The organism is Pseudomonas frederiksbergensis (assembly GCF_001874645.1).
Lineage (GTDB): Bacteria > Pseudomonadota > Gammaproteobacteria > Pseudomonadales > Pseudomonadaceae > Aquipseudomonas > Aquipseudomonas frederiksbergensis_B.
Window position 1 is genome coordinate 1,409,794 of the sequence record NZ_CP017886.1, and the last position, 22,800, is coordinate 1,432,593.

The following is a 22,800-nucleotide window of genomic DNA, read 5'->3' on the forward strand; positions in this document are numbered from 1 at the left end:
CACTCCTTCGTGACATGCTCGTACTACGACAGGTGCTTAACCCGCCCGAAAAATCAGATGATCTTCCCAATCATCCTCAGCCACGCTGCCTTCGGCGAGCATGCGCCCGGACTGGGAAATGCGCTCGTGGTGCACCGCGTCTCGATCACCGCAGACCAGGTGATGCCAAAGCGGCAAGTCCTTACCCTCACTGACCAGGCGGTAACCGCAGGTCGGCGGCAGCCACTTGAACTGGTCTGCCTTGCCCGGCGTGAGCTGGATGCAGTCTGGCACCGAGTCGCGACGGTTCGGATAGTCGGTGCACTGACAGGTTTTCAGGTCGAGCAATTTACAGGCGATGCGCGTGTAGTAGACGCTGTTGTCCTCCTCGTCCTCAAGCTTTTGCAGGCAGCACAGGCCACACCCATCGCACAACGACTCCCACTCCTCTTGATCGAGTTGTTCGAGAGTTTTGCGTATCCAGAAAGGTTCGACTTTGGCGGCCATGGCTCAAGCATCAACATCAGGTGGTGAAAAGGCCGCCAGTCTAGTGCCCCAGCCCCCGCGGGCCAAGTGCTGGCGACTATCGGTAGAACAGGACTTGTCAGTTATCACGCCGCGAAGTAGCTTTGCGCGTCATAACCGTAGTCAGGAAACTCGTCCATGAGCGCTAATCCCCGCGTTGCCGAATATGCCATTCATCCACAGTTCACCGACCGTTGGTCGCCGCGCGCCTTCACCGGTGAAAGCATCCCTGAAGAAACCCTGCTGAGCTTTTTCGAAGCGGCTCGCTGGGCGCCGTCGGCCTACAACTCGCAGCCATGGCGCTTTCTCTACGCGCGCCGCGACACGCCGAACTGGGAGCGCTACCTGGGTCTGCTGAACGAGTTCAACCGCAGCTGGGCGCAACACGCCTCGGCCCTGGTGATCGTGATCTCGAAAACCACCTTCACCGCGCCTGGCGCCTCCGAAGAAACCGCCGCCCTGTGGCACACCTTCGACACCGGTTCCGCCTGGGGCCATTTGGCCCTGCAAGCCTCTATCAGCGGCTGGCACACCCACGGCATGGCCGGTTTCGATCAGGAGCTGACCCGCAAGGAGCTGAATATTCCTGAAGGCTACGCGCTGCACGCGGCGGTGGCGATCGGCAAGCTGGGTGACAAGGCGACGCTCGCTGATTACCTGCAAGCCCGGGAAGTCCCAAGCCCGCGTCGCCCATTGAGCGAGCTGGCGGCTGAGGGTGATTTCAGCCTGTAAAAGCAAAAGATCGCAGCCTGCGGCAGCTCCTACGGTAAATGCGAATACCGCGTAGGAGCTGCCGCAGGCTGCGATCTTTTCAATCAGCTATCAATAACCCCGCGTGAAATCCACTTCCCCGCGCAACGTTTCGCCCGCCTGATACGCCCGCAGGTTTTCGAGAAATAATTGCACCATCATCGACGGTGAGGTGGGCGCCGAGCTGTGGCCGGTCAGCAGCAAGCCCCAGGCGGTCCAGAACGGATGACGCTGCGGCAACGGTTCCTGCCGGCAGACGTCGATCACCGCACCCGCCAGATGCCCTTCCTTCAAGGCCTCTACCAGGTCCGCATCGACCACCGCCACGCCACGCCCGACGTTGATGAACAAACCGGTCGACTTGAACTGCTTGAACAACGCGGCGTTGTACAGATCGTGAGTGTTCGGCGTATTCGGCAGCAGGTTGACCACGTAATCGACTTCACCGACCAGGCGCCCCAAATCCTCCAGCCCCGCGACTTCAATGAACGGCGCCTGCTCGCGCGGCTCACTGGCGATCCCGTACAGCTTGACGCCGAAGGGCATCAGGAACTGCGCCACGCTCTGACCGATGTCGCCGGCACCGACGATCAGCACCTTGCGCCCCGCCAGGCTCTGGCCCAGGCGATTGTCCCACTTGCGCTCGACCTGGCTGACCAGTCGCGCCAGTACTTCGCGCTCATGGCCAAGCATGTAGGTCAGCACGTATTCAGCCATGACCTGACCGAAAATCCCGACCGCACGGGTCAGCCGGTAGTGGCGGGGCAAGCCGTCGGCGAGCAACGGTGTAATGCCGGCCCAGGTCGATTGCAGCCATTGAGGCTCGTGACCTTGACGCAGCAGCGTCGCCAACAGGTCCGGTTGGCCGAGCCAGACCGGGCAGTCGGCGGCCAGGCTGGCCAATTCAGCGGAGTCGCCGCTGGTCAGGACTTGCAGTTCAGGCGCGGCCTGACGCAACAGTTGGGCATACACAGCGTGGTCGTGTTCGGCAATCAGAACGCGCATGGTTCAAACCTTCAAAAACAGTGCACAGGACCGCCGAAGGAGTGTTTCCCCCTCGATCGCGGCCCTCGCCAAAATAATCAATTCCATTGTTTCCAGAGGCTCTGGACAGAGCCCCTACAGACATCCGTCAAACCGGATCATTGCGTCGCAGCAGCTCTTCCGGCAAGTGCTCGATGTACTCGTCTTCGGCCGGCGGCATTTGCAGGTGATAGCCCTGCTTGTCGAGGTTTTCCAGCACCACCGTGATGTCTTCGCGCGAGAGCTTGCGCTCGGGGGTCAACACCAGGTCGAAGGCGTGATGCGGTTTGCCGAACGCCAGCAGCAGGTTTTCCGGGACGCGCTCCAGTGCATCGCTTTTGAGCACATAGAGGTACATCTCGTTTTTCTTCAGGCTTCGGTAGATAGAGCAAATACGTTTCAAGGCTGTTCTCCGGCAGTGGCCAGGCTGTCGAGCAGGGCCTGGCCCATCAATTCGCGGCGCCAGCCACGCAGCGAATCAGGCAATTGGTAAGGGCCCTCAGGGAAGCCGCTCTTGAGCAAGGCCTCGAGGGTTTTCTTGCGCAGCATCAGTTCCGGGGCCATGTTCAAACGTTCAGCTTCGGCCTGACCGAGCGCCCGCAGACGCTTGACCAAGGCTGCGGCTTCCACCGGCAAAGGCTCCGGCACCGCTGGCGGCCATTGGTCCGGCGAGACACTGCCCGCCTGCTTGATCAAACCCAGCAGGAACTCACCGTCCTGACGCACGGTGCGCGGGTGCATGTCTTCGATTTTCGCCAGTGCCGCGAGATTGTCCGGCTGGGTGCGTGCCAGCGGCCACAACGAATGCTCGCGCACAATGCGGTTGCGCGGCAGATCGCGGGCGCGGGCTTCGTGCTCGCGCCAGGCGCAGAGTTCGCGCAGCACGGCGAGTTGCGCGCGGGACAGCTTCCAGGCCAGCTTGGCCTCGCGATACACCTCGTAAGGGTCGACTTCGCGGCGCAGGTTGGCCACCAGTTCGGCGCCATCTTCCAGGACCCAGGCGTACTTGTCGTCTGACAGCTTCGGCCGCAGACGCACGAAAACCTCCGCCAGATGCAACGCATCTTCGGCGGCGTAGCTGATCTGGGTGTCCGAAAGCGGACGCTGCAGCCAGTCGGAACGGGTCTCCCCCTTGGGCAGGTCGATGCCGAGCACCTCCGACACCAGACGCGAGTACCCCATGGAGAAGCCCAGGTTCAGATAGGCGGCGGCCAATTGCGTATCGAACAATGGCACTGGCAGGCTACCGGTCAAACGCAACAGGACTTCGAGGTCTTCACTGCAGGCATGCACCACTTTGACCACTGCCGGGTTTTCCAGCAATTGGGCCAGCGGTTGCCAGTTGTCGATTGTCAAAGGATCAATCAGGAAAGCGCGCTCGCCGTCGCCAATCTGCAACAGGCCGGCGATCGGATAAAAGGTGTCGACCCGCATGAATTCGGTGTCGAGGGCGACGAACGGCAACCGCTGCCATTGGGCGCAAAACTGACCGAGGCTATCGTTGTCGCGAATCCAGTGAATATCGATGGCCACACGGCTCTCCCTTGAAGAATGGCGCGCAGTATATATCGGCCCCGGCGATTTCCGCGCACTGACTGAGCAAGAGCTTGAGCGAAACTCCCGCTACACGAGAAGAATAGGACAGCTAGTCAGCTTTATGCAGCACGTAGACTCGCGGCAGGTCGCTGCCAGGCAGGGTGTCCAGGTATTTGAGCGTCTTGAAGCCCGCTTGCCGGAACTCCGCCTCAAGCTCAACCTTGGTGGCCCACTGACGCGGTTGTGCATCCTCGCCGAACCGCGCACGCAACTTGAGATACCCGTCTCGCTGTACTGACACGATCAGCGCGTCGCGACTGACCCGGTAAAACTCACGCAGTATCGCCAAGCGATGCTCACTGTTGTCGATGTGCTGAAACAACCGCATGCAAAAAATGCAATCCACGGCATTTTCCGGCAAACCGATGGCGAATGCCGAGCTCTGAAAGGTTTTGACCCGTTTCAGCAGCTCGGCCGGATGATGCGTCTGGGCGTGGTCGAGCATTTCCTGGGACGGGTCGGTGGCGAGAATCACCCGATTGGTGTGCTCGGCCAGCACCGGCCAGTTGCCCCCTGCCCCGCAGGCCACATCAAGAATCAGCCCCGGCTCGCCGGCCGCCTTGAGTGCGCGCCGCACCAGTCGCTTGCCACGCCACTGCAAAAAACGCTGCACAAGCCCACGGGGATGCGGCTGGAGGCAGACTCGCGCGTGCTCCTGATCGTAGCGTCGAGCACATTCGTGCTCGACTGAGGAAGGGGGTTGCGCAGACATAACTGGCGACTCTTGATAAAGGGAACGACTTACGGGCGACAGGTTATCAAGCGGCGCGTGAAAAAAAGGTTTAATCACGATGCCGGCTCTAGCCTGCCGCTTTCAGCATCACGCCTGGTGCAAATACCAGCGCCCGTCCTGCTCCCCGACCTTGCCCATGAACTGCCGGTATTCGGCGCGCTTCACGGCCAGGTAGAGATCGGCGAGAAACGGCTCGATCTGTTCCAGCTCACGCACCCCGTAGACCTCGGGCGTTCGTGGCCTCATGCCATCCTCACTCCCGTCTGCCGCAGAGTAGAGCCTGAGGCGCCTCGGGCGCTGTTCCGGAAGAACAGCACGGACATAACAACAAAAAACCGTCAAAGAGGCTTCACTCATACGTAAACCAGAACTCGCCGCAGCCATCGCTGAAAAGGCTGACCTCACCAAAGAGCAGGCAAATCGCGTCCTCAACGCCGTTCTCGAAGAAATCACCGGCGCTCTGCACTGTAAAGACAGCGTCACCGTGGTGGGCTTCGGTACCTTCCTGCAGCGTCACCGTGGCGCTTGCACCGGCAAGAACCCGCAAACCGGTGAGCTAGTGAAAATCAAGGCCAGCAACACCGTTGCGTTCAAACCGGGCAAGTCGTTGAAAGACAGCGTCAATCCATAAATGCTGCGAACTCCCTGAATCGCGGGGGGAGAGTCGTAATGAAAATGGGCACGCCGATTGAATCGGGTGCCCATTTTTTGTGGTTGATAGCGGTGCGTTGGATCAAGGTGCTCGCATGTGTCGGGGGCGCTTGTGCACGTGGTCAGTTACGACGAAAGCAGGCTTTACCATTGCCGAAATCCACTGCCAGGCAGTCGGGTTCAATCGCCAGCCGCAGATCTTGAAACAGGACAGACAAATCGCCATTTGCGGGATCGGGGTAGGCTTCCCACTCAAAACCCAGCCATCGGGTGTCAGGCGTGATATCAAACCACTGAATATCCTTGGTCGAACCTTTCATCCGCAGGCCAACTTTTTGCAAGGTTTGTGTGGCGCTATAGGGCTGGGTCAACTTTAGCTGGTTCGAATCCGCCCAGATTTGTTGCTGGGTTGATCCGTCTTGAAATTGCCAGTACACATCGACTGGATTGACGGCGGGTGGAGTGATGGGGTCGTAGTGAAACAGCGTAACCATGTAATTCTTGCTGATACGATCTTGCGCGTCAGCCGCCAAGAAACGTTGAGTTTCGGCCAGTCCGCTCTCTTCAGGTTTTTCAAATGATATCGGTTGGTTTTTCGGCTTTTTCCAGCCAATGCTGAATGAGCGACTGGCAGGTGAAACGTCGAACCACTGGCTTGGACTTGAACTGCGGCTGGTGGCGAAACCTATTTTTTTCAGTGTTCGTTGCGGATCGTATGGCAACCAAAGGTCTGTTTGTTCATTCGAATTCAATAGCAGCTGGCTGGAAGGTCCTTGGGAAAATTCGAAACTGACGTACACAGGCTTGATGGCCGGTGGCTTAGGGTGGAGACGAGCGTACCGCATCTCCATCACATAGTTTTTGCGCACTAGATCAACATTGTCGTTATTGCTGTATTGGGAATACTCCTCAAGTTCAGCCAGGGTTCTCTCTCTAGAAAAGTTGAAGGCGAGTTTCTTTGCCGGTTGAGAATCGGCCTCAGTCTCTAGCGTCAGGATGTCGTCCTCGACATGCCATGTCCCCTTGGCGATACCACCGGCACTTCCATAAGCCACACCCCCGGCAAAAGTACCGTCCTTTCGTAGCAACAACTCCGCTCCCATTTCCATTGCGCCGCGCAAGTAGTAATGCCCTTCCAGCGGGCGGGGTTCGGCTGCGGCGTAGGCGGTGGGCAGCCACATAAACGCTGCGAAAAATAGAGTTCTTAAATCCATGTATTAACGCTCCTTTACCAGCTCCCGTAGGGGATGCCGAATTTTTCTATGTAGGCTTTGGATACTTCAGACAGGGGCCGATGTTTGCCGCCGGATTTACCTTCATAAGGGCCTTTCGGGTTGATAGTCCCTTCCACCCGAGCAATCTCGACTGCCTTCAGGCAGGGCCCACCGAGCCAGACTTTGGCAATGCCGCCCGGCGCCAGACCAATGCCGATGTCGTCGCGGTAGTCGGTGATCCATTTGCCGTCAGCTCTGCAAAAGGCTTTTTCGGGTTTGCGCATGATCTCCCGTGCTGACTCGGGAATGACGATGTAGGCCTCGTAGGTTTGCGGTTCGACTAAGGATTGCCAGCGAATGTAGATCAATCGGGGCAAGTCGGCGCCAGTAACATGTCGTCCCTTACCACCACCATTGCTGCTGCTCCATCCTTTGGCGACACCTTGATTATTTGGAGGTTTTGGAACAGAAGCGATACCGCCTCCCGCCCCCTTGAATACACGTTCATGGATATCCACCACGTCCGCTGTTTCGATCCAGACGTCCATATAGGCCGGTGCTGAAAAGCCCAAGAACCAGGGCAGGTCATTACTGGATTGCGCGAAGCTTTGTGTGCAGCCAAACAACATCAGCGCCAAAAGCAGGCCTTCGCCTTTTTTGATAAGGCGGCCGAAGTTACTCATTGGGATGCACCACACGCTGGTTTTTTTCGGCTGGGCGGTTGATGAACACAATGTCCATGCCGCTGCTGTTCAGGTTTTTGACGGCGTTCCAGTGCGCGGAAAGGTGGATATAGCGACTGCGTAACAAGGCCCGTTCTTCAAACGTCAGCCCCTCGATTGCCGATTCCCCCAATGCGTATGCTTGGAGCTTTTTGTGGATGGGGTCCAGCTCGTCAGGCAAGGCCAGTTTTGGGTCGTTGACATCAATGATGTCAAACGGCACGTCATGCCTGACGGCCAATTCGCGCATGATGCGCAAATACACCAGCGACAGTTCACCGCGCACCGGGCGCTCAATACTGGCCGCGGCAAAAACCTCCTTCTCTGGGTCTGGATTGGTTCTGCCTCGTTCTGTTGATTGGGGCAAGGGGCGTTCCCAGAGTGCCACTCTAAGCTCGTCGCCTGGGCCGTCGAATTCGGTGACGCCTTTTTCATACCAGGTGAACAATTCTTTTTCGGCGATAAGGTAAGCGGCACTGCGGTTCGATGCTCGATCCTGGCTAATTTTGCTGGTAACGGGTTTGCCCAGCAGGAGTTTTTCCCTGGCCTTTGGCAGATAACCGCCGCCGAGGTCCGAGTGCACACCGGGCAAGAGCAGATCCGCGCTACCGGCGCTGTTGAGGGCGAAGTTTTCGCGGATTTCGTCGCGGGCAACCAGATGCACCACTTTGTTGGCGCAGCCCTCCGGCAGCCCGAGATTGACGCCGGGGTTTCTGCTGTTGGCGCCACTGAAATCGAACAACCAAGGGTTGGCAATAGCTGCCACGGTATCGAACAGGCCGATGAAGTTGATGGTGACATCGGTCCAGTTAAAGCGGCTGGACAAAATTGGAGAACCAGTTGGCAGTGCATTCGCCAGAATGCTGTGCTCGCCCTTGAGCACTTCGTTCGCAAAGTGCCTCGCCGCTGCCGCCCCCCGGCTGAAACCGAAAATATCGAATTCAATCCGATCAACTGCCATGTCCGGGTTCTTTTCGTTTAGCCGGCGCAGCTGCTCCATGATAAGTGCCGGACTCTGTTCGACTCGGGCAACTACCCCTGTTTCGCCCAGACCCGTTGCCTGCGAGTAAAGCGAGTCAGCATCATTGCTGGTGGTTCCGATGCCTTCGACGTAAATGGCAATTGAGGTCTTGGTTGCGGTTGGTAGGACGGTTTCGTCCACTTGATCTTCATAAAGCTTGTAGAGCCGCACAATGTTGCTCACATCATTCCCATAACTATCGTCCGGCGTGCTCCCATTGCCGTCATACCCATTGGCGGCGCAGTGCTTTTGTATCTCCTCGGCGGCTTCGACCAGATTGGCGTCCGGGGCATAGCAGGCCGCCACGGTTTCGCTGTTGGCTTTGTTGTTGCCGGTGCCATCAAAGAACACGCCGATCCGTAAGGTAATCCCCTCCAGTTCGACTTCTTCCTCCTCTTCCTCCAACTCGTCCGACGCGTCGTTTTCCGGCTGCAAGAGGGGTTTGGCCGCCAGCAACCTCTCCAACATCTCCGGCGGCAATATGACTTGGGCCGCTGTCCCAGGTGCAAGCGGATTACACGGCTTAATCGCGGTACTGGTGAAAACTCCGTCATCATTGATCGTGAGGAAGTGCCCCCTGCCTTGAAAGTGACACTGGCTCCCGCTTCCATCGTAATACTGATTCCGGCGTCGATATGAACCGTCTCATCGACCTCGATCACCAGCGTTTCGCCTATTTGCGTATAGCTGTTCCCGGCAACCTGCAAATGATAGTTGCCCTTGATGGTTTCCCGGCGTTCATTGCCCACTTCCAGCCGGCTGTCGTTTTCAACCTTCTGCTCCATGTCCCGCTGGGCACGCAGGTAGATCAACTCCTGCCCGGCGCGATCCTCGATCGACAGTTCGTTGTAACCACCTGTGCTGGGAGTGCTGTGGCTGCGCAGCACGGTTTTGGTTTTGTTCTCGGGCAAGGGGTAGGGCACAGACGTGACCTTGTTCGGCACGCAACCGGTGATTACCGGCTTGTCGGGATTACCCTCCAGAAAACTCACCACGACTTCCATGCCAACACGCGGGATAGTTGCTGCCCCGAACCCTTCACCCGCCCAGTTGGATGAAACCCTCACCCAGCAACTGCTCCTTTCGTTGTTGAGTTCCGCCCGGTCCCACGGAAATTTGATCTTTACCCGCCCGTGTTCATCGCAATAAATCTCTTCGCCGGGAGGCCCGACGACGCGAGCGGTCTGGTTGACCATGGGTTCTCGGGAGGGCTGCGGTGGGCGGTAGGCCACGTCCCACGGAATCGCCGCGAATGTGTTGCGGTAGCCTTGGGTGAAACCGTCCTTGGGCACGGCGTCATTGGTGAGCGCTTCTTCGAGTGATTGAGGTTGTTTTCCTGCATGCGTCACGCTCAGTAACAGCCACAGATCGTTGTACTTTTTGTTCGGGTGTTCGGTCAGCCCGAAGAAGTGGCCGTTGCGCAACAGGGGTTGATTGCTTTGACCCTTGGCCACCGCATAGTCAGTACGGTGTCGTTCCAGCGCCTGCTGGACCAGCTGTTTGCCGCGCTTTTCGGTCTCCATCGACAGTGGAAAGCGATAGTCTTCGAGGGTTGGAGTGAATTCGGCGGTAATGCGGTTTTCCAGTAACAGACTGGGGCGCTGGAAGTCATAGTCCCGGCGGGTGACCGTGCTGGTTCGGGTCTTGAAGCTCAAGGAGAGCTGGTTGATGACCGGGTGCTCTGCCACCATGCCGGAGTCTTGTCGGTAAGGGGTTTCGCCCAGTGTAGGGACGAACACCTGATCCTCGGTAAACACCAGCAAATGGCCGTCCGGGGAATGCTGGTAGTGCCACGCGATTCCCTCTTCGGCGCACAGTCGCTGGATGAACTCAAAATCGTTTTCCCCGTATTGAACGCAGTATTCGCGTTCGGGGCAGGTCCTGACGTGGAAGGTAAAGGCATCGCTCTGAATGCCGTGCCCCTTGAGCACCTGTGCGACGATTTGCGGCACCGTCAGGTGCTGGAAAATCCGTTGGTCATGGCTGAACTGCAAGTAGTACAGCGCCGGCACCAACGTCAGGTGATAGCGGGTGAGACGCCTGCCGGGTTCGCCCCCCGCCACTTCTTCGATACGCCCATGAATACCTTCGCCGTGATGACCGAACTGGAGAAAGGCCGGCTGGCTGAGCAGGCTCTCCAGATCGAAATCCGGGTACTCGCTGACCAGCTCCACCCGAATGGCATACAGGCTGCTGATGGCTTCGGTGCCGTCGAAGGCCAGCACCTTGAAGTCGTTGCGAACACCGGGAACCTGCAGTGAAACGTGCGCCGTATTGGACGGTTGGAACATTCGCTTATCCTTTAGCGGGATGGCAACAACGCGCGATATCCAAACCGTCCTTGGTCTTGCTCGCGTGAACTTCTGGACACGCTAACAAGCTGGCAAGCGGAATAATGTAGGAAGGCTCCCTAACGTCAGTCGGAGCGCTCCGTGTTTCAAAGTGTTGCGTTAGCCAACGACAAAAACAGTGCAGTCGGACGCTTATTGCAGTGCTTGTTAAACTGACGCCGATCACTCCTCATCCTCTGGCAACACTCAAGGACGACCCGATGAAAGCACGTTTACTGCTCTGCTCCTTGCTCACGTTCAGCGTCCAGGTCTATGCCCAGAATGCACCGTCGCACCTGGACCAGGTGATTGAACGCGGTCACCTGAAGGTCTGTACCACCGGCGATTACAAGCCTTACACCTACCTGCGCACAGAGGGAGAATATGAAGGGATCGATATCGCCATGGCCCACTCCCTGGCGAAAAGTCTGAACGTTGACGTGCAATGGGTTCCCACTACCTGGAAGAACCTGATGACGGATTTTCTGGCCAATCGCTGCGACATCGCTATGGGCGGCATTTCGGTGTCACTGGAGCGGCAGAAAAAGGCCTCTTTCAGCGACACGCTCGGCGTCGACGGAAAAATCCCGCTGGTCCGTTGCGAAGATCAGCAACGCTATCAATCCGTCGAACAGCTCAACCAGTCTTCCGTGCGATTGATCGAGCCCGCAGGCGGTACCAACGAAGTCTTTGCCCGCACTCACCTGCCCAACGCCACGCTGACTCTGTTCCCGGACAACGTAACGATTTTCGAGCAATTGCTGGAAAACAAGGCAGACGTGATGATCACCGACGCCTCTGAAGCGCGGTATCAGCAAAAGCTCAAACCCGGTTTGTGCGCGGTCAATCCTGAGCAGTACTTGCAGTACAGCGAGAAAGCCTACTTGCTCCCTCGCGATGATGTGGCCTGGAAAGCCTATGTGGATCAGTGGCTACACCTGAGCAAAGCCACGGGTGCCTATGATGCAGTGCTCGCCCAGTGGCTGGCCGCTCCCGCTCCCGGTCACTGAGCACTGGCCAGCGCCCTGAATGCCTCACTCGCCGCGCTGCAATAAGCCCCTTTGCGACTGAGCAATGCCACCGTGCGTTGTGGCAACGCCGGTTGCAGCGCCAGCGGGCGCAATCCCGGCAGCTCCCGGGTGATGGCCTCGGGGAGAATGGTCGCCAGTTGCCCGCGACGAACAATCTCGACTATCGCGCTGATGGAGTTGGCTTCGATGGCGATACGCGGCGCGATGCCCTGCTGTCGGCAATACAGGTCGATGTGCTGGCGGGTTGCAAAATCGCCACTGAGCAACACCAGCGACTGCTGGCCCAGCGCCTGCGCATCGAGTGATTGTTGCCGGGCAAACCCTGGATGCGCCTCACTGACGACCAGGCTCAAGGTTTCGGCAAACAGCGTCTGGCTGTCGATGTCCGCCAGGTGACTGCCGGTGAACGCGATGCCGATGTCCAGTCGGTCTGCGGCCAGCGCGGCCTCGATCTGGTCCTGGGTCATTTCCTCGACGCTCAGGTTGATGCCCGGATACAGACTGTTGAAGCGCGCCAGCAACGGGCCGATCAGGTAAGCGGTGAAGGTCGGCGTCATGGCCAGCCGCAACGAGCCGCGTGTCAGATCCTGCACGTCGTGCATCGCGCGTTTGCCTGCCTCCAGGTCCTGCAAGGCCAACCGCGCATAACGCACATACGCCTCGCCGGCATCGGTCAAACGCACCGTACGCCCGGAACGATCGAACAACGGCGCACCGAGGACATCCTCAAGTTGCTTGATCTGCTGCGACAGCGTTGGCTGCGAGACATGCAAGGCCTCGGCGGCCCGAGTGAAGTTGCGATGCTCAGCGACGGCGAGCAAGTAACGGATATGGCGTAGCAGCATGCCGGCTCAACTATAGACATGGATTATGGAGAGCATCACAAGCCGGTCCGTAAGGCTATCGCTGGAAACGTTATCCGTGCGCTATCCTTTGCGATATTTTCCGGTAACCCGAACAGTATTTGATTTTTAAATACCGCACATGACTTTCTGATTTGCCGACTCCCGCCGCGCACCGCCTAATCCAGACCTTGCCCTTCAAGGCAACGTGATGGAAACGTTCGCGTCACCTCCCAGCCTGCTGTCTGGCTGATGATCGCCGTGATCCTCAGCCCGCAACACCTGTTACACCAACCCCATTGATTAATCAGGGACACACCGATGAAACACACCAGTTTCGCCTCCGCCAACGCGGGCATGTTGCTTTGGGCGGTGTTGGTTGCCGCCTCGTTTTTTGCCGCCGCCGAAGTCAGCCAATCCATCGACCCGATCCTGCTGACCGGCCTGCGGCTGCTGTTTTCGGCATTGGCGTTTCTGCCGATGCTGCTGCTCAACGGCGGCACAACGATCACCGCTAAAGGCCTTGTCAGTCATGCCTGGCTTGGGCTGTTGCTGGCCGTGTATTTCGGCTCGTTGTTTGAAGCGCTGCGCTACACCTCGGCGGTCAACACCGGCACCCTGTTTACCCTGGTGCCGTTGATGACGCTGTTCTTCGAGGCCTTCCTGACACCTGGCAATCGTTCGAAAAGCCGCCTGCTGCCGATGCTGATTGCGGCGGCCGGTGCGCTGCTGCTGATCCTCAAGGGCACAGGCCCCGGCGAAGTCCCTTCGCTCTACGCGGTGACGGTGTTCGGGGTTGGCTGCCTGGCGATGGCGCTTTACTCACCACTGAGTCAGCGCTTCAAGGCGCACAGCCTCAAGGGCCGTGGGCCAGTGGTGATGACGTTCTGGAACATGCTCTTCGGCTCGCTGTTTCTGTTCGCGTTCTGCCTGGTCAATGGCGGCTGGCGATCCGGCGCCCTGTTGTCTGCCCATGATCTGTTCTGGCTGGTCTACCTGGCGCTGTTCGCGACCCTGGCAACCTTCTGGCTGCTGCACCGGGCGATCGGGGTGATTGCACCGTCCACGGTCATTTCCTACGTCTACCTCAGCACGTTGTTCATTACCTTGTTCCATTGGTTCTGGTTGTCGCAGCAACCGTTGATGCTGGAACTCGTGGGTGCCTTGCTGGTGGCCATCGGGATGCTCGCGCTGGTGATCTCCAGCCGCCGCGCGCTCCCGGTAACGGCGTAAACATCGCCGCGCACCGCTGAAGGGTTTCAGCAACCCCGGGCTCCGGTGGGACAGACGTCGTATTCGTTACAGTTTCTGTCCCACACTTGTCTGTGAATTGTCCTACGAGCCATTCTCCTAGGACGATCGTTCCGTTAGCATCACTCGCACACGTTTGCGCACAACTTGCGCAACGAGCGGAGTGAGACAGTACGGATGCTGAACAGTAACTTGCTTAGAAAGCTCGACATGCAGGACCTCATGGTGTTCATCGCCGTGTATGAGCAAAGCAGCGTCACCGGTGTGTCTGAAGCGCTGTTTGTCAGCCAGTCCACGGTGAGTTACTGCCTGAAGAAACTGCGCACCAGTTTCGAGGACGAGCTGTTTATCAATACCCGCACCGGTATGCGTCCGACCTACAAAGCCGGCACCATGTACACACACGTGCTGAAGATTCTCGAAAGCATCAACCTGTGCCATGCCGGGGTTCAGGCATTCGACCCGACGCGGCAAGCCGTGACCTTCAATATCTGTGCGCCGGAATACTTCGAGCATCTGATCCTGCCGCGGCTATTGAAGAACTTCGATTTCGCCGACCTGCCGGTGATCGTCAATGTGCACAAACTCGAAACCGACATCCCCGCCGAAGAACTGCGCGATGGCAGCCTCGACCTGGTGATTGGCTTCGGCCCGAACTTTCACCGCAGCCACCATGACTTCAGATCCCAGGTGTTGCTTGAGGACGATCTGGTGTGCGTTTTCGATAAACGGGCGACACCGCTGGAACCTCGCATCAGCCTGAAAGCCTACGTCGAACGCCGACACGTGTTCCCTACGCCATGGACTTCCAGCACCAACATGGTCGACGGCTGGCTCGCCCAACAGGCGCACAAACGCCAGATCGTTGCACGCTCCAACAGCTATAGCGCTGCACTGAAGTTGATCACCGGGACTGACTTCATTCTGACCATGCCCCGGCGCATCCAGCACCTGCTGGCCAAAGACGCGATCTTCAGCCACTGCGAGGCACCAAACGGCGTACCAGGGTTCACCCTCGAGATGCAATGGAGTCAAACCCGCGAGCTGGACAGCGCCAACACCTGGCTTCGCGAGCAAGTGGTCAAGGCCTGCGCAGAACAGGGTTTTCTCTGAGGGCCAGCACACGAATCGTCAGTGGCTGATGGCAGTCCATCTGACGCCTCAATGCTCCTGCGCCGGTAGCGATTCACGCAGTGCCCGCGTTTCCCACGCCGCTACCAGAATCATCACCGCGGTCGTCAGCCCACCCAGCAGTAACGCGGAAAACAGCTGATTCAGCGCAGCAGGCAATAGTGCGAGCAGCAGCGCCAGGCCCACCAGATGAGACAGCGGCGGCAAAATCCGATCGGCCATGACCCACTTGAACAACGCACATCCCAACAAGAACAGCCAGGGCCCGGCGACGATCACAATGATCCCGGCATCGCTCGCGTACTCCGGATGCACCAGCACCCACTCATCGGCCACTGCGCTGACAATGATCCCGGCAACGATCAAGACATGCAGGTAGGTGTAGGCAATTCGCGCCTGTCGCCCAGGGTCGCTGGAATGTGCGATTCGATGGTGAGCGCGCTCCGCGCCGCTGTCGAAATACACCCACCACATGGCCACGCTGCCCAGCACGGCAATCAGAAACCCCGTCAGCGCCTGCCCGTTCAGCACCCGCTCGGCGAAGGTTGCACCGGTCACCAGCAGCGACTCGCCCAGAGCAATGATCACGAACAGACCACAGCGTTCGGCCATGTGACTGCCCTCGACGTTCCAGTCGGCCAGCGTTGAACGACCGAGCCCCGGCACCCAGAAGTACAGCGACGGCGAGATCAGTTCGATCAGTAATGCCAGAGCCCAGCAGGCCAGGCGCTGATCGCCCTCAAGCAGCGCACCGCTGATCCAGAACACCCCGGACAGCACCATCCACGCCAGAATTCGCTGGAAGTTGCGGGTCATGTTCAACGGTTCGCCACGCACCGCCCAGATCGCGAACAGCGTGCGGCCGACCTGCATGAACACAAAGGCTGCGGCGAACATCACTCCACGCTCGGTAAAGGCCTTGGGAATCGACGACGACAGCAACAGGCCGGCGACCATCAAACCGAATAGACCGAGGCGGATCGGCAACTTTTCCGGGTCGAGCCAGTTGGTTACCCAAGAGGTGAAGATCCACACCCACCACACCGCCACCATCATCAACGCGACCTGCACCGCGCCACCTATCGTCAGGTTCGCGAGCAAGGAGTGGGAAAGCTGGGTGACGGCGAACACGAACACCAGATCGAAAAACAGCTCGACCATGCCAACCTTGCCACTGTCGTAACTGCCGCGCCCACGCAACAGAGAACGGGAACTGCTCATGGGATGAGTCTCCGGTGAATGTTCGGGAAAACACTTGCAGCAAAACAGCACTGTGTCGAGCAAGCAAGCCGCCGTCGGCGACCGTCAGAGCAACTTGTCGCTCTGTATCCCGGACACACCGTGCTCACTCATAAAGGCTTCAAGACGTGCGCGCAGCCAGCGTTCGGCGGGGTCGGTATCAACATGACTCAGCCAGACCATGGACAGGTCCAGGGTCGGCGTCTTGAACGGGAACGGCTCCTTGAACAACTGGCCCAAGGCGGCCATCGCTGTTGCGGTGTAGTCCGGCAAGCTGGCAATCAGATCGGTCCCCGCGAGCAGGGCCGGCAAGGCACTGTATTGCGGCACCGAGAGCACCACCTGGCGCTTGCGACCGATTTCGGCCAGCCACTCATCGGCAAAACCGCTGACATTGGCCGTGTGTGAAACCAGCACATGGGGCCGCGAACAGTACTCATCGAGGGTCAGGGGTGTAGCGGAGGCATCGGCGCGCAGTATGCAGGGCTGAATGTGCCGCAGCAGTTTGCGCTTGGCATTGGCCGGCAGGCCGCGGGTCTGGCTGATGCCTACCGTGATGTCACCGGACGCCAGCAAGTCCGGAATTCGCCAGTAATCGACATGCTGAACCACGAACACCACTTGCGGCGCTTCCTGACGCAAGGCGCGCAACAGCGGCGGCAGCAAACCGAACTCGACGTCATCGGACAACCCGATGCGGAAGGTCATGTTGCTGCTGGCAGGATCGAAGTGGTGGGTCAGGCTCAACGCCGAGGACAATGCATCCAGCGCCGGCGAGAGGTGTTGAATAAGCTCCTCGGCCCTCGCTGTCGGCTCCATGCGGTGGCCGACCCGGATAAACAGCGGATCGTTGAACATCGCACGCAAACGGTTGAGTGCCGAGCTGATGGTCGGTTGCCCGAGAAACAGCTTCTCCGCCACTCGCGTCACGTTGCGTTCGAGCATCAGCGTCTCGAACACCACCATCAAATTGATGTCGGCCTTACGCAGTTCATTACGATTCATCAGCTGCCTCCAGTCCTCAAGACTGGAGACAGTTTATGAAGCTGTGGGGAGCGCCGTCTATCGGCAAGAAAAATTCCCTGTACGGCCCCCGCAATCAGGACCTGCGACACGAAGCTGCCCGACATGTCCGGGCAGATTCGCTTCAACACTCCAGCAGGTACTTGCCTAGATTTCCTTCACCGACGTTTCGTTGTGGACGCTTTTGATCAACCCGATCACGTGCAGGCAATCCGCCTTGTTGACGTACGACTCGCCACTGGCAACCGTCTCATGATTGGCCGCCCTTAAACGCCAGCGCCATTGGCCCTTCCCGGTAAGCGGGGAGCCTCGCGACTGCCTGTAAATCTCAAAGTACATGGTTCGCTCCTTGCGACAGCTGATAACGACAGACTCCTGGTCTGTGCACGCAGAGTAGACGAGTGATTCAAGATTTAACGGCGCTCAAAAGTAAGCAAACATTGCCCAAAAAACACTCCGTCTCGACGAAAGCCAACAGACACTGAGGCCCGTAAAAAGGGTGACTAAGTACAGTCACTTTTCAGGAAACAGTACTTATTTTTCATACAGCGCCTATACCGCATTCATCCCGATCCGCTCACAAAAAGCTCAGCACAAACAAGATCGCTCCGTCATTCCGCCGCCCCCCATACCTGCCTACTACGACAGCTATCCGTCCGATGATGAGCACCATGGGTGGATATACCTCAAAAAAGTCGCTTTTTTGTTCATCACCCGCCAAGGGATAGTCCTGCCATCTCATTGATTTCAGGAAATACCCCATGCCGTCTCTAAAAGTTGAATATTTTCATGATGTTGTGTGTGGCTGGTGCTTTGTACTGAGCCCTCGTTTGAAAGCGTTGAGCGAAGAGTTCGATCTGGATATCCAGCATCGCAGTTTCGTCCTGCAATCGAACAACGCGCAGATGATCCAGCGTTTCGGTTCGATGCCCAAGGCCAAGGAAGTAATCCTCCAGCACTGGGAACAGTGCGCAAAAGCCGAAGAGGTCAAGCGCATCAATATCGAAGGCATGCGCCAACAGGATTTTGAATACCCCTCGGGCCTGCTGGCCGCCAAAGCCTGTCAGACCGCCCAGGCCCTGGCCGGTCCCAAGGCCCACGAACTGATGTTTGACCGACTGCAACGCGCCCATCTGGTAGAGAGCCGCAACATCGGCAGCCTGCAGACCATCCTCGAAGTGGCCGAGGAGCAAGGCTTCACCGCGGAACACTTCGCCCAGTACCTGGAACAGCACGCGCTGAGTGCCCTGGAAAACGACCTCGCCCGAGGCCGGGCCCTGAACATCAGCTCGGTGCCGAGCCTGGTGGTCGAAGGACTGTGGGTAATACCGGGGGCTCTGTCGCTGGACATGCTGCGCGGCAACTTCAAACAAATCCAGCAAGCCACTGCTGACAACCTGCCGATCGTCGAGGACAACTGAGATGAAAATGACTTATTGGCTCAGCGGCGGCACTGCGCTGGCAGCGGCGATCGGGATTGCCGCCTTCACCCCGCTGTTGGCCAGCGGCAAGGCCGACAAGCCTGCCGCATCAGTGGCCGCGCTGACCCCGGTGGCCGTGGCCAGCGTGATCTCCGGCCCGATCCCGGTGGAGCTTTCCGGCGTCGGCACCCTCGAAGCGGTGAATCAGGTCCAGGTCTCGCCGGAAGTCGGCGGGCGGATCGTGCAACTGAACTTCACCTCCGGCAAAAGCGTCAGCGCCGGCCAGGTGCTGATCAAGCTCAATGATGAACCCGACCAGGGTGACATGAGCAAGCTACAGGCCCAGGCCAAGAACGCCCGGCTGGCCCTGGAACGCACCCGCAAAGTCTTGCTGCTGGCCTCCACGCAATCGCAACTGGATCAGGCTCAGGCCAACTATGATCAGGTGCGCGGGGAGATCGCCGGCGTCCAGGCGGTGATCAATCAGAAGACCATCCGCGCACCGTTCGCCGGGGTCCTGGGTATTCGCCGCGCCAACCTGGGCCAGTACCTCAACCCCGGCGATCCGGTGGTGACCCTGACCGACCTCTCGCGCCTGTTCGTCAACTTCCCGATGCCGGAACAGACCGCGGCCCAGTTGCAACCTGGCCAAGAGGTCCATTTGCGCGTCGACGCCTACCCGGACCGGTTGTTCAAGGCCATTGTCAGCACCCTCGAACAGCAGATCGATCCGGGCGCCCGCTCCATGCAGGTCCAGGCCACGCTGGACAATCCTGACCTGTTGCTCAAACCGGGGATGTTCGCCGACGTCACGATTTCACTGCCCAACCCGACCACCGCCCTGACCGTGCCGGAAACCGCGATCAACTACACCGCCTACGGCAACTCGGTGTTTGTGGTGCGCGACAACGGCGGCCAACTGAAGGTCGAGCAGGTGTTCGTCAAGGTCGGCCCCCGTCATCGCGATCGCATCGTCGTGCTCGATGCGATCAAACCCGGCGAGCGCGTGGTGATTTCCGGCCAGATCAAGCTGAGCAACGGCCTGCCGGTGCGCATCACCGAGGATGCCATGGCCCAGAACAATGGCCCGCTCCTGGATATGGCGCAAAAGCAATGAAGCGTTCCCCTCGCCAACGAGCAACTGAAGAAGGCTCTGTTCCGGTATGAAATTCACCGACCTGTTTATTCGTCGCCCCGTGCTGACGCTGGTGGTCAGCGCGCTGATCGTGATGCTCGGCGTTCTGGCCCTGCTCAACCTGCCGATACGCCAGTATCCGGCGCTGGAAAGCGCGACCATCACCGTCACCACCAGTTATCCCGGCGCGCGATCGTCGCTGATGCAGGGGTTTGTCACCCAACCGATCTCCCAGGCCGTAGCCTCGGTGGACGGGGTCGATTACCTGACGTCCAGTTCGACCCAGGGCAAGAGCCTGATCAGCATCCGCCTGAAACTTAACGCCGACTCCAACAAGGCACTGACGGAAATCATGGCGGCGGTCAATCAGGTGAAATACCGCTTGCCCGAAGGCGCCTATGACTCGGTGATCGCCAAGTCGTCCGGTGAAGGTACGGCGGTGATCTATGTGGGTTTCTCCAGCAAGGATATCGGCCTGCCGGCCATTACCGATTACCTGTCGCGGGTGATCCAGCCGTTGTATTCGTCCATCGACGGCGTCGCCAATGCCGAAGTGCTCGGCGGTCAGACCCTGGCCATGCGCCTGTGGCTGGACCCGGTGCGCATGGCGGCGCGCAATATCTCCGCCGGCGACGTGGCCGAGGCGATCCGCAAGAACAACTTCCAGGCAGCCCCCGGCCAGACCAAGGGCGCGTACGTTTCGGCCAACATCAACATCAACACCGACCTGACCAGCGTCGAGCAGTTTCGCCAGTTGGTGATCAAGAGCAAGGGCGACACGCTGATCCGTCTGAGTGACATCGGCACTGCCGAATTGGGCGCCACCGCCTATGAAACCAGCGGCATCATGGACGGTGAGAAGAGCGTCTTCATCGGCCTGCACCCGACGCCCAGCGGCAACCCGCTGACCATCGTCAAAGGGGTCGAGGACATGATGCCTCACGTGCAGAAAACCCTGCCGCCGGGCATGACCATGAACATCGTTTTCGAGGTCGCGCGCTTTATCAAGGCGTCCATCGACGAAGTGATGCGCACCTTGCTGGAAGCGGTGGTCATCGTTGCCGTAGTGATTTTCCTGTTCCTCGGTTCGATGCGCACGGTACTGATTCCGCTGGTGACGATTCCGCTGTCGCTGGTCGGCGCCGCGGCGATGATGCACCTGTTCGGCTTCAGCATTAACCTGCTGACGTTGCTGTCGATGGTACTGGCGATCGGGCTGGTGGTGGACGACGCCATTGTGGTGGTGGAGAACGTCCACCGGCATATCGAGTCAGGCAAGTCACCGCTGCATGCGGCGATGGTGGGCGCACGGGAAATCAGTGGTCCGGTGATCGCCATGACCATCACCCTCGCGGCGGTTTACGCACCCATCGGCCTGATGGGCGGCCTCACGGGCGCACTGTTCAAAGAGTTCGCCTTCACCCTCGCAGGGGCGGTGATTGTCTCCGGGATCGTCGCCTTGACGCTGTCGCCGCTGATGAGCTCGTTGCTGCTCACCAGCAAGTCCAACGAAGGCGTGATGGCCCGTGGCGCGGAACGGTTCTTCCACTGGCTGGGCGACAAGTACGGCCGCGTGCTGGACTTCTCGTTGCACCACGCGTGGATCACTGCTGTGATTGCCGTGCTGGTATTCGCCAGCCTGCCGTTCCTCTACCTCAACGCCCAGCGTGAACTGGCCCCCGGCGAAGACCAGGCGCAAGTGCTGGCGGTAGCCAAGGCCCCGCAATACGCCAACATCGACTACACCGAAACCTACTCGCGCAAACTCGATACCTTGTTGGGCACCTACCCGGAAACCGACATGACCTGGGTCGTGGTCGGCAACGACGGACCACGCAGTGCATTCGGTGGCGCCAACCTCAGCGAATGGAACAAACGCACCCGCAGTGCTGACACCATTCAGGCCCAGGTGCAGCAGGAAGCGAACGAGATCGAAGGCATGAGCATCTTTGCCTTCCAGTTGCCGTCGTTGCCGGGGTCCACCGGTGGTCTGCCAGTGCAGATGGTGATTCAGAGCTCCCAGGATCACCGCGTGGTGTTCGAGGAACTGGAACGCATCAAGCAAGCGGCGCGCGACAGCGGGCTGTTCGCCGTGGTCGACAGCGACCTGGACTTCAACAGCCCGTTGGTCAACATCAAGATCGACCGCACCAAGGCTAACGACCTTGGTATCAGCATGCAGGCGATCGGCGATTCACTGGCAGTGCTGGTGGGCGAAAACTACATCAACCGCTTCGCCCTCAATGGTCGGGCCTACGATGTGATTCCGCAGGTGCCGCGCAACCAGCGTGTGTCCGGCGAACTGCTGGTCGGCCAATACGTCGAGGCGGCCAACGGCGCGCACATTCCGCTGTCGACACTGGTCAGTTTCGAGATGGCGGTGGAAGCGAACAAACTGACCCAGTTCAACCAGCTGAACTCGGCCACCCTGCAAGCCGTTCCCGCGCCCGGTGTCAGCATCGGCGATGCGGTGAAATTCCTGACCGCACAAGCCCAGACATTGCCTACCGGCTTTACCCATGACTGGCTGTCGGATGCCCGCCAATTCGTCCAGGAAGGCAGCGCGTTGATGATCACTTTCGCCTTCGCGATTCTGGTGATCTACCTGGTACTGGCAGCGCAATTCGAGAGCCTGCGCGACCCGTTGGTGATTCTGATCAGTGTGCCGTTGTCGATCTGCGGCGCGTTGATTCCGCTGTACCTGGGCTACGCCACCGTCAATATCTATACCCAGATCGGGTTGGTGACGCTGATCGGTCTGATCAGCAAGCACGGGATCCTGATGGTCGAGTTCGCCAACGAACTGCAACAGCGCCAGCAACTCGACCGGCGCACCGCCATCGAACAGGCGGCGTTGATCCGTTTGCGGCCGATTCTGATGACCACCGCCGCCATGGTGGTGGGGCTGATCCCACTGCTGCTGGCCAGCGGCGCGGGTGCCCACAGCCGATTCAGCCTGGGTCTGGTGATTGTGGTCGGGATGCTGGTGGGCACGCTGTTCACGCTGTTCATCCTGCCCACCGTTTATACCTACCTGGCCAAGGATCACCGAGCGGCTCAGCACTCGGCCCGCAATCAGGAACTCAGCCAGGTCAGCAACGCCCTGACGAACTGATTCCGCCCCCAACTGTTTTCATCTTGCCACCTGCCCCAGAACCCGCACCGGGTTCTGCGGGACAGGCT

The 22,800-nt window shown here is 59.0% G+C and carries 19 protein-coding genes and 2 pseudogenes; 8 read left to right on the top strand and 13 right to left on the bottom strand.

The features are described from left to right. Nucleotides 1–36: 36 nt before the first annotated feature. A complete protein-coding gene (locus tag BLL42_RS07040; RefSeq protein ID WP_071551400.1) occupies nt 37–486 on the bottom strand; it encodes a YcgN family cysteine cluster protein in 450 nt (149 codons plus the stop codon). Between the two features lie 156 nt (nt 487–642). Here BLL42_RS07040 and BLL42_RS07045 point away from each other — a divergent pair, with 156 nt between their 5' ends. Further along, the gene (locus BLL42_RS07045; RefSeq protein WP_071551401.1) at nt 643–1,236 is read left to right on the top strand and encodes a nitroreductase family protein; all 594 of its coding nucleotides are present in this window, start codon (nt 643–645) and stop codon (nt 1,234–1,236) included. Between the two features lie 90 nt (nt 1,237–1,326). Here the strand turns inward: BLL42_RS07045 and BLL42_RS07050 are convergent, their stop codons facing one another. The 5 genes and pseudogenes from BLL42_RS07050 to BLL42_RS30185 all read right to left on the bottom strand — a co-directional run. After that, a complete protein-coding gene (locus tag BLL42_RS07050; protein WP_071551402.1) occupies nt 1,327–2,259 on the bottom strand; it encodes a D-2-hydroxyacid dehydrogenase in 933 nt (310 codons plus the stop codon). A gap of 127 nt (nt 2,260–2,386) precedes the next feature. After that, nucleotides 2,387–2,680 carry a YcgL domain-containing protein gene (locus BLL42_RS07055; RefSeq protein WP_019692499.1) on the bottom strand — a complete coding sequence of 98 codons (294 nt, stop codon included), beginning with the start codon at nt 2,678–2,680 and terminating at the stop codon, nt 2,387–2,389. Further along, nucleotides 2,677–3,810 (bottom strand): ribonuclease D, encoded by a 1,134-nt coding sequence (gene rnd, locus BLL42_RS07060; RefSeq protein ID WP_071551403.1) that lies wholly within the window; start codon nt 3,808–3,810, stop codon nt 2,677–2,679. The genes BLL42_RS07055 and rnd overlap by 4 nt, the downstream gene beginning before the upstream one ends. 112 nt (nt 3,811–3,922) lie before the next feature. Next, entirely contained in the window at nt 3,923–4,585 is a 663-nt protein-coding gene (locus tag BLL42_RS07065; RefSeq protein WP_071551404.1) for a class I SAM-dependent methyltransferase, read from the bottom strand. 108 nt (nt 4,586–4,693) lie between these two features. After that, a pseudogene (locus BLL42_RS30185) lies at nt 4,694–4,801 on the bottom strand (hypothetical protein); the annotation flags it as partial. Nucleotides 4,802–4,961: 160 nt separating this feature from the next. Between BLL42_RS30185 and BLL42_RS07070 the strand changes: the two are divergent. Then, nucleotides 4,962–5,237: an HU family DNA-binding protein gene (locus BLL42_RS07070; protein ID WP_071551405.1), complete on the top strand. Its 276-nt coding sequence runs from the start codon at nt 4,962–4,964 to the stop codon at nt 5,235–5,237. 142 nt (nt 5,238–5,379) lie between these two features. Here the strand turns inward: BLL42_RS07070 and BLL42_RS30435 are convergent, their stop codons facing one another. The 3 genes and pseudogenes from BLL42_RS30435 to tssI all read right to left on the bottom strand — a co-directional run bounded on the left by BLL42_RS30435 (nt 5,380) and on the right by tssI (nt 10,505). Continuing rightward, nucleotides 5,380–6,471, bottom strand: a complete 1,092-nt coding sequence (locus tag BLL42_RS30435; RefSeq protein WP_236721976.1) for a hypothetical protein — start codon at nt 6,469–6,471, stop codon at nt 5,380–5,382. A gap of 14 nt (nt 6,472–6,485) precedes the next feature. Then, complete coding sequence (locus BLL42_RS07080) at nt 6,486–7,154, bottom strand: DUF2931 family protein (protein WP_071551407.1); 669 nt, start codon at nt 7,152–7,154, stop codon at nt 6,486–6,488. Next, nucleotides 7,147–10,505 (bottom strand): annotated as a pseudogene (gene tssI, locus BLL42_RS07085) (type VI secretion system tip protein TssI/VgrG). Before tssI ends, BLL42_RS07080 begins: the two are co-directional and overlap by 8 nt. Nucleotides 10,506–10,765: 260 nt before the next feature. On the opposite strand from tssI, the gene BLL42_RS07090 reads away from it, so the two are divergent. Further along, nucleotides 10,766–11,554: a transporter substrate-binding domain-containing protein gene (locus BLL42_RS07090; protein ID WP_071551408.1), complete on the top strand. Its 789-nt coding sequence runs from the start codon at nt 10,766–10,768 to the stop codon at nt 11,552–11,554. On the opposite strand, the gene cynR is transcribed toward BLL42_RS07090, so the two are convergent. Beyond that, on the bottom strand, nt 11,548–12,420 hold the full coding sequence (gene cynR, locus BLL42_RS07095; protein WP_071551409.1) for a transcriptional regulator CynR: 873 nt from the start codon (nt 12,418–12,420) through the stop codon (nt 11,548–11,550). The two genes, BLL42_RS07090 and cynR, sit on opposite strands and share 7 nt — an antisense overlap. A gap of 318 nt (nt 12,421–12,738) precedes the next feature. On the opposite strand from cynR, the gene BLL42_RS07100 reads away from it, so the two are divergent. After that, the gene (locus BLL42_RS07100) at nt 12,739–13,650 is read left to right on the top strand and encodes a DMT family transporter (RefSeq protein WP_071551410.1); all 912 of its coding nucleotides are present in this window, start codon (nt 12,739–12,741) and stop codon (nt 13,648–13,650) included. Nucleotides 13,651–13,845: 195 nt separating this feature from the next. After that, nucleotides 13,846–14,781, top strand: a complete 936-nt coding sequence (locus tag BLL42_RS07105; RefSeq protein WP_071551411.1) for a LysR family transcriptional regulator — start codon at nt 13,846–13,848, stop codon at nt 14,779–14,781. 48 nt (nt 14,782–14,829) lie between these two features. Here BLL42_RS07105 and BLL42_RS07110 read toward each other — a convergent pair whose 3' ends face one another. The 3 genes from BLL42_RS07110 to BLL42_RS07120 form a co-directional block, all read right to left on the bottom strand. Then, the gene (locus BLL42_RS07110; RefSeq protein WP_071551412.1) at nt 14,830–16,020 is read right to left on the bottom strand and encodes a low temperature requirement protein A; all 1,191 of its coding nucleotides are present in this window, start codon (nt 16,018–16,020) and stop codon (nt 14,830–14,832) included. An 84-nt stretch (nt 16,021–16,104) separates the two neighbouring features. After that, a complete protein-coding gene (locus tag BLL42_RS07115) occupies nt 16,105–17,043 on the bottom strand; it encodes a LysR substrate-binding domain-containing protein (RefSeq protein ID WP_071551413.1) in 939 nt (312 codons plus the stop codon). Between the two features lie 165 nt (nt 17,044–17,208). After that, nucleotides 17,209–17,400, bottom strand: coding sequence for a YegP family protein (locus tag BLL42_RS07120; protein ID WP_071551414.1), 192 nt, complete (start codon nt 17,398–17,400; stop codon nt 17,209–17,211). Between the two features lie 422 nt (nt 17,401–17,822). Here BLL42_RS07120 and BLL42_RS07130 point away from each other — a divergent pair, with 422 nt between their 5' ends. Genes BLL42_RS07130 through BLL42_RS07140 form a run of 3 tightly spaced genes read left to right on the top strand, consistent with a single transcriptional unit; the run spans nt 17,823 to nt 22,732 of the window. Beyond that, nucleotides 17,823–18,482, top strand: a complete 660-nt coding sequence (locus tag BLL42_RS07130; RefSeq protein ID WP_071551416.1) for a DsbA family oxidoreductase — start codon at nt 17,823–17,825, stop codon at nt 18,480–18,482. A 1-nt stretch (nt 18,483) separates the two neighbouring features. Then, nucleotides 18,484–19,599: an efflux RND transporter periplasmic adaptor subunit gene (locus BLL42_RS07135; protein WP_071551417.1), complete on the top strand. Its 1,116-nt coding sequence runs from the start codon at nt 18,484–18,486 to the stop codon at nt 19,597–19,599. A 46-nt stretch (nt 19,600–19,645) separates the two neighbouring features. Continuing rightward, on the top strand, nt 19,646–22,732 hold the full coding sequence (locus tag BLL42_RS07140) for a MexW/MexI family multidrug efflux RND transporter permease subunit (RefSeq protein WP_071551418.1): 3,087 nt from the start codon (nt 19,646–19,648) through the stop codon (nt 22,730–22,732). Nucleotides 22,733–22,800: the final 68 nt, after the last annotated feature.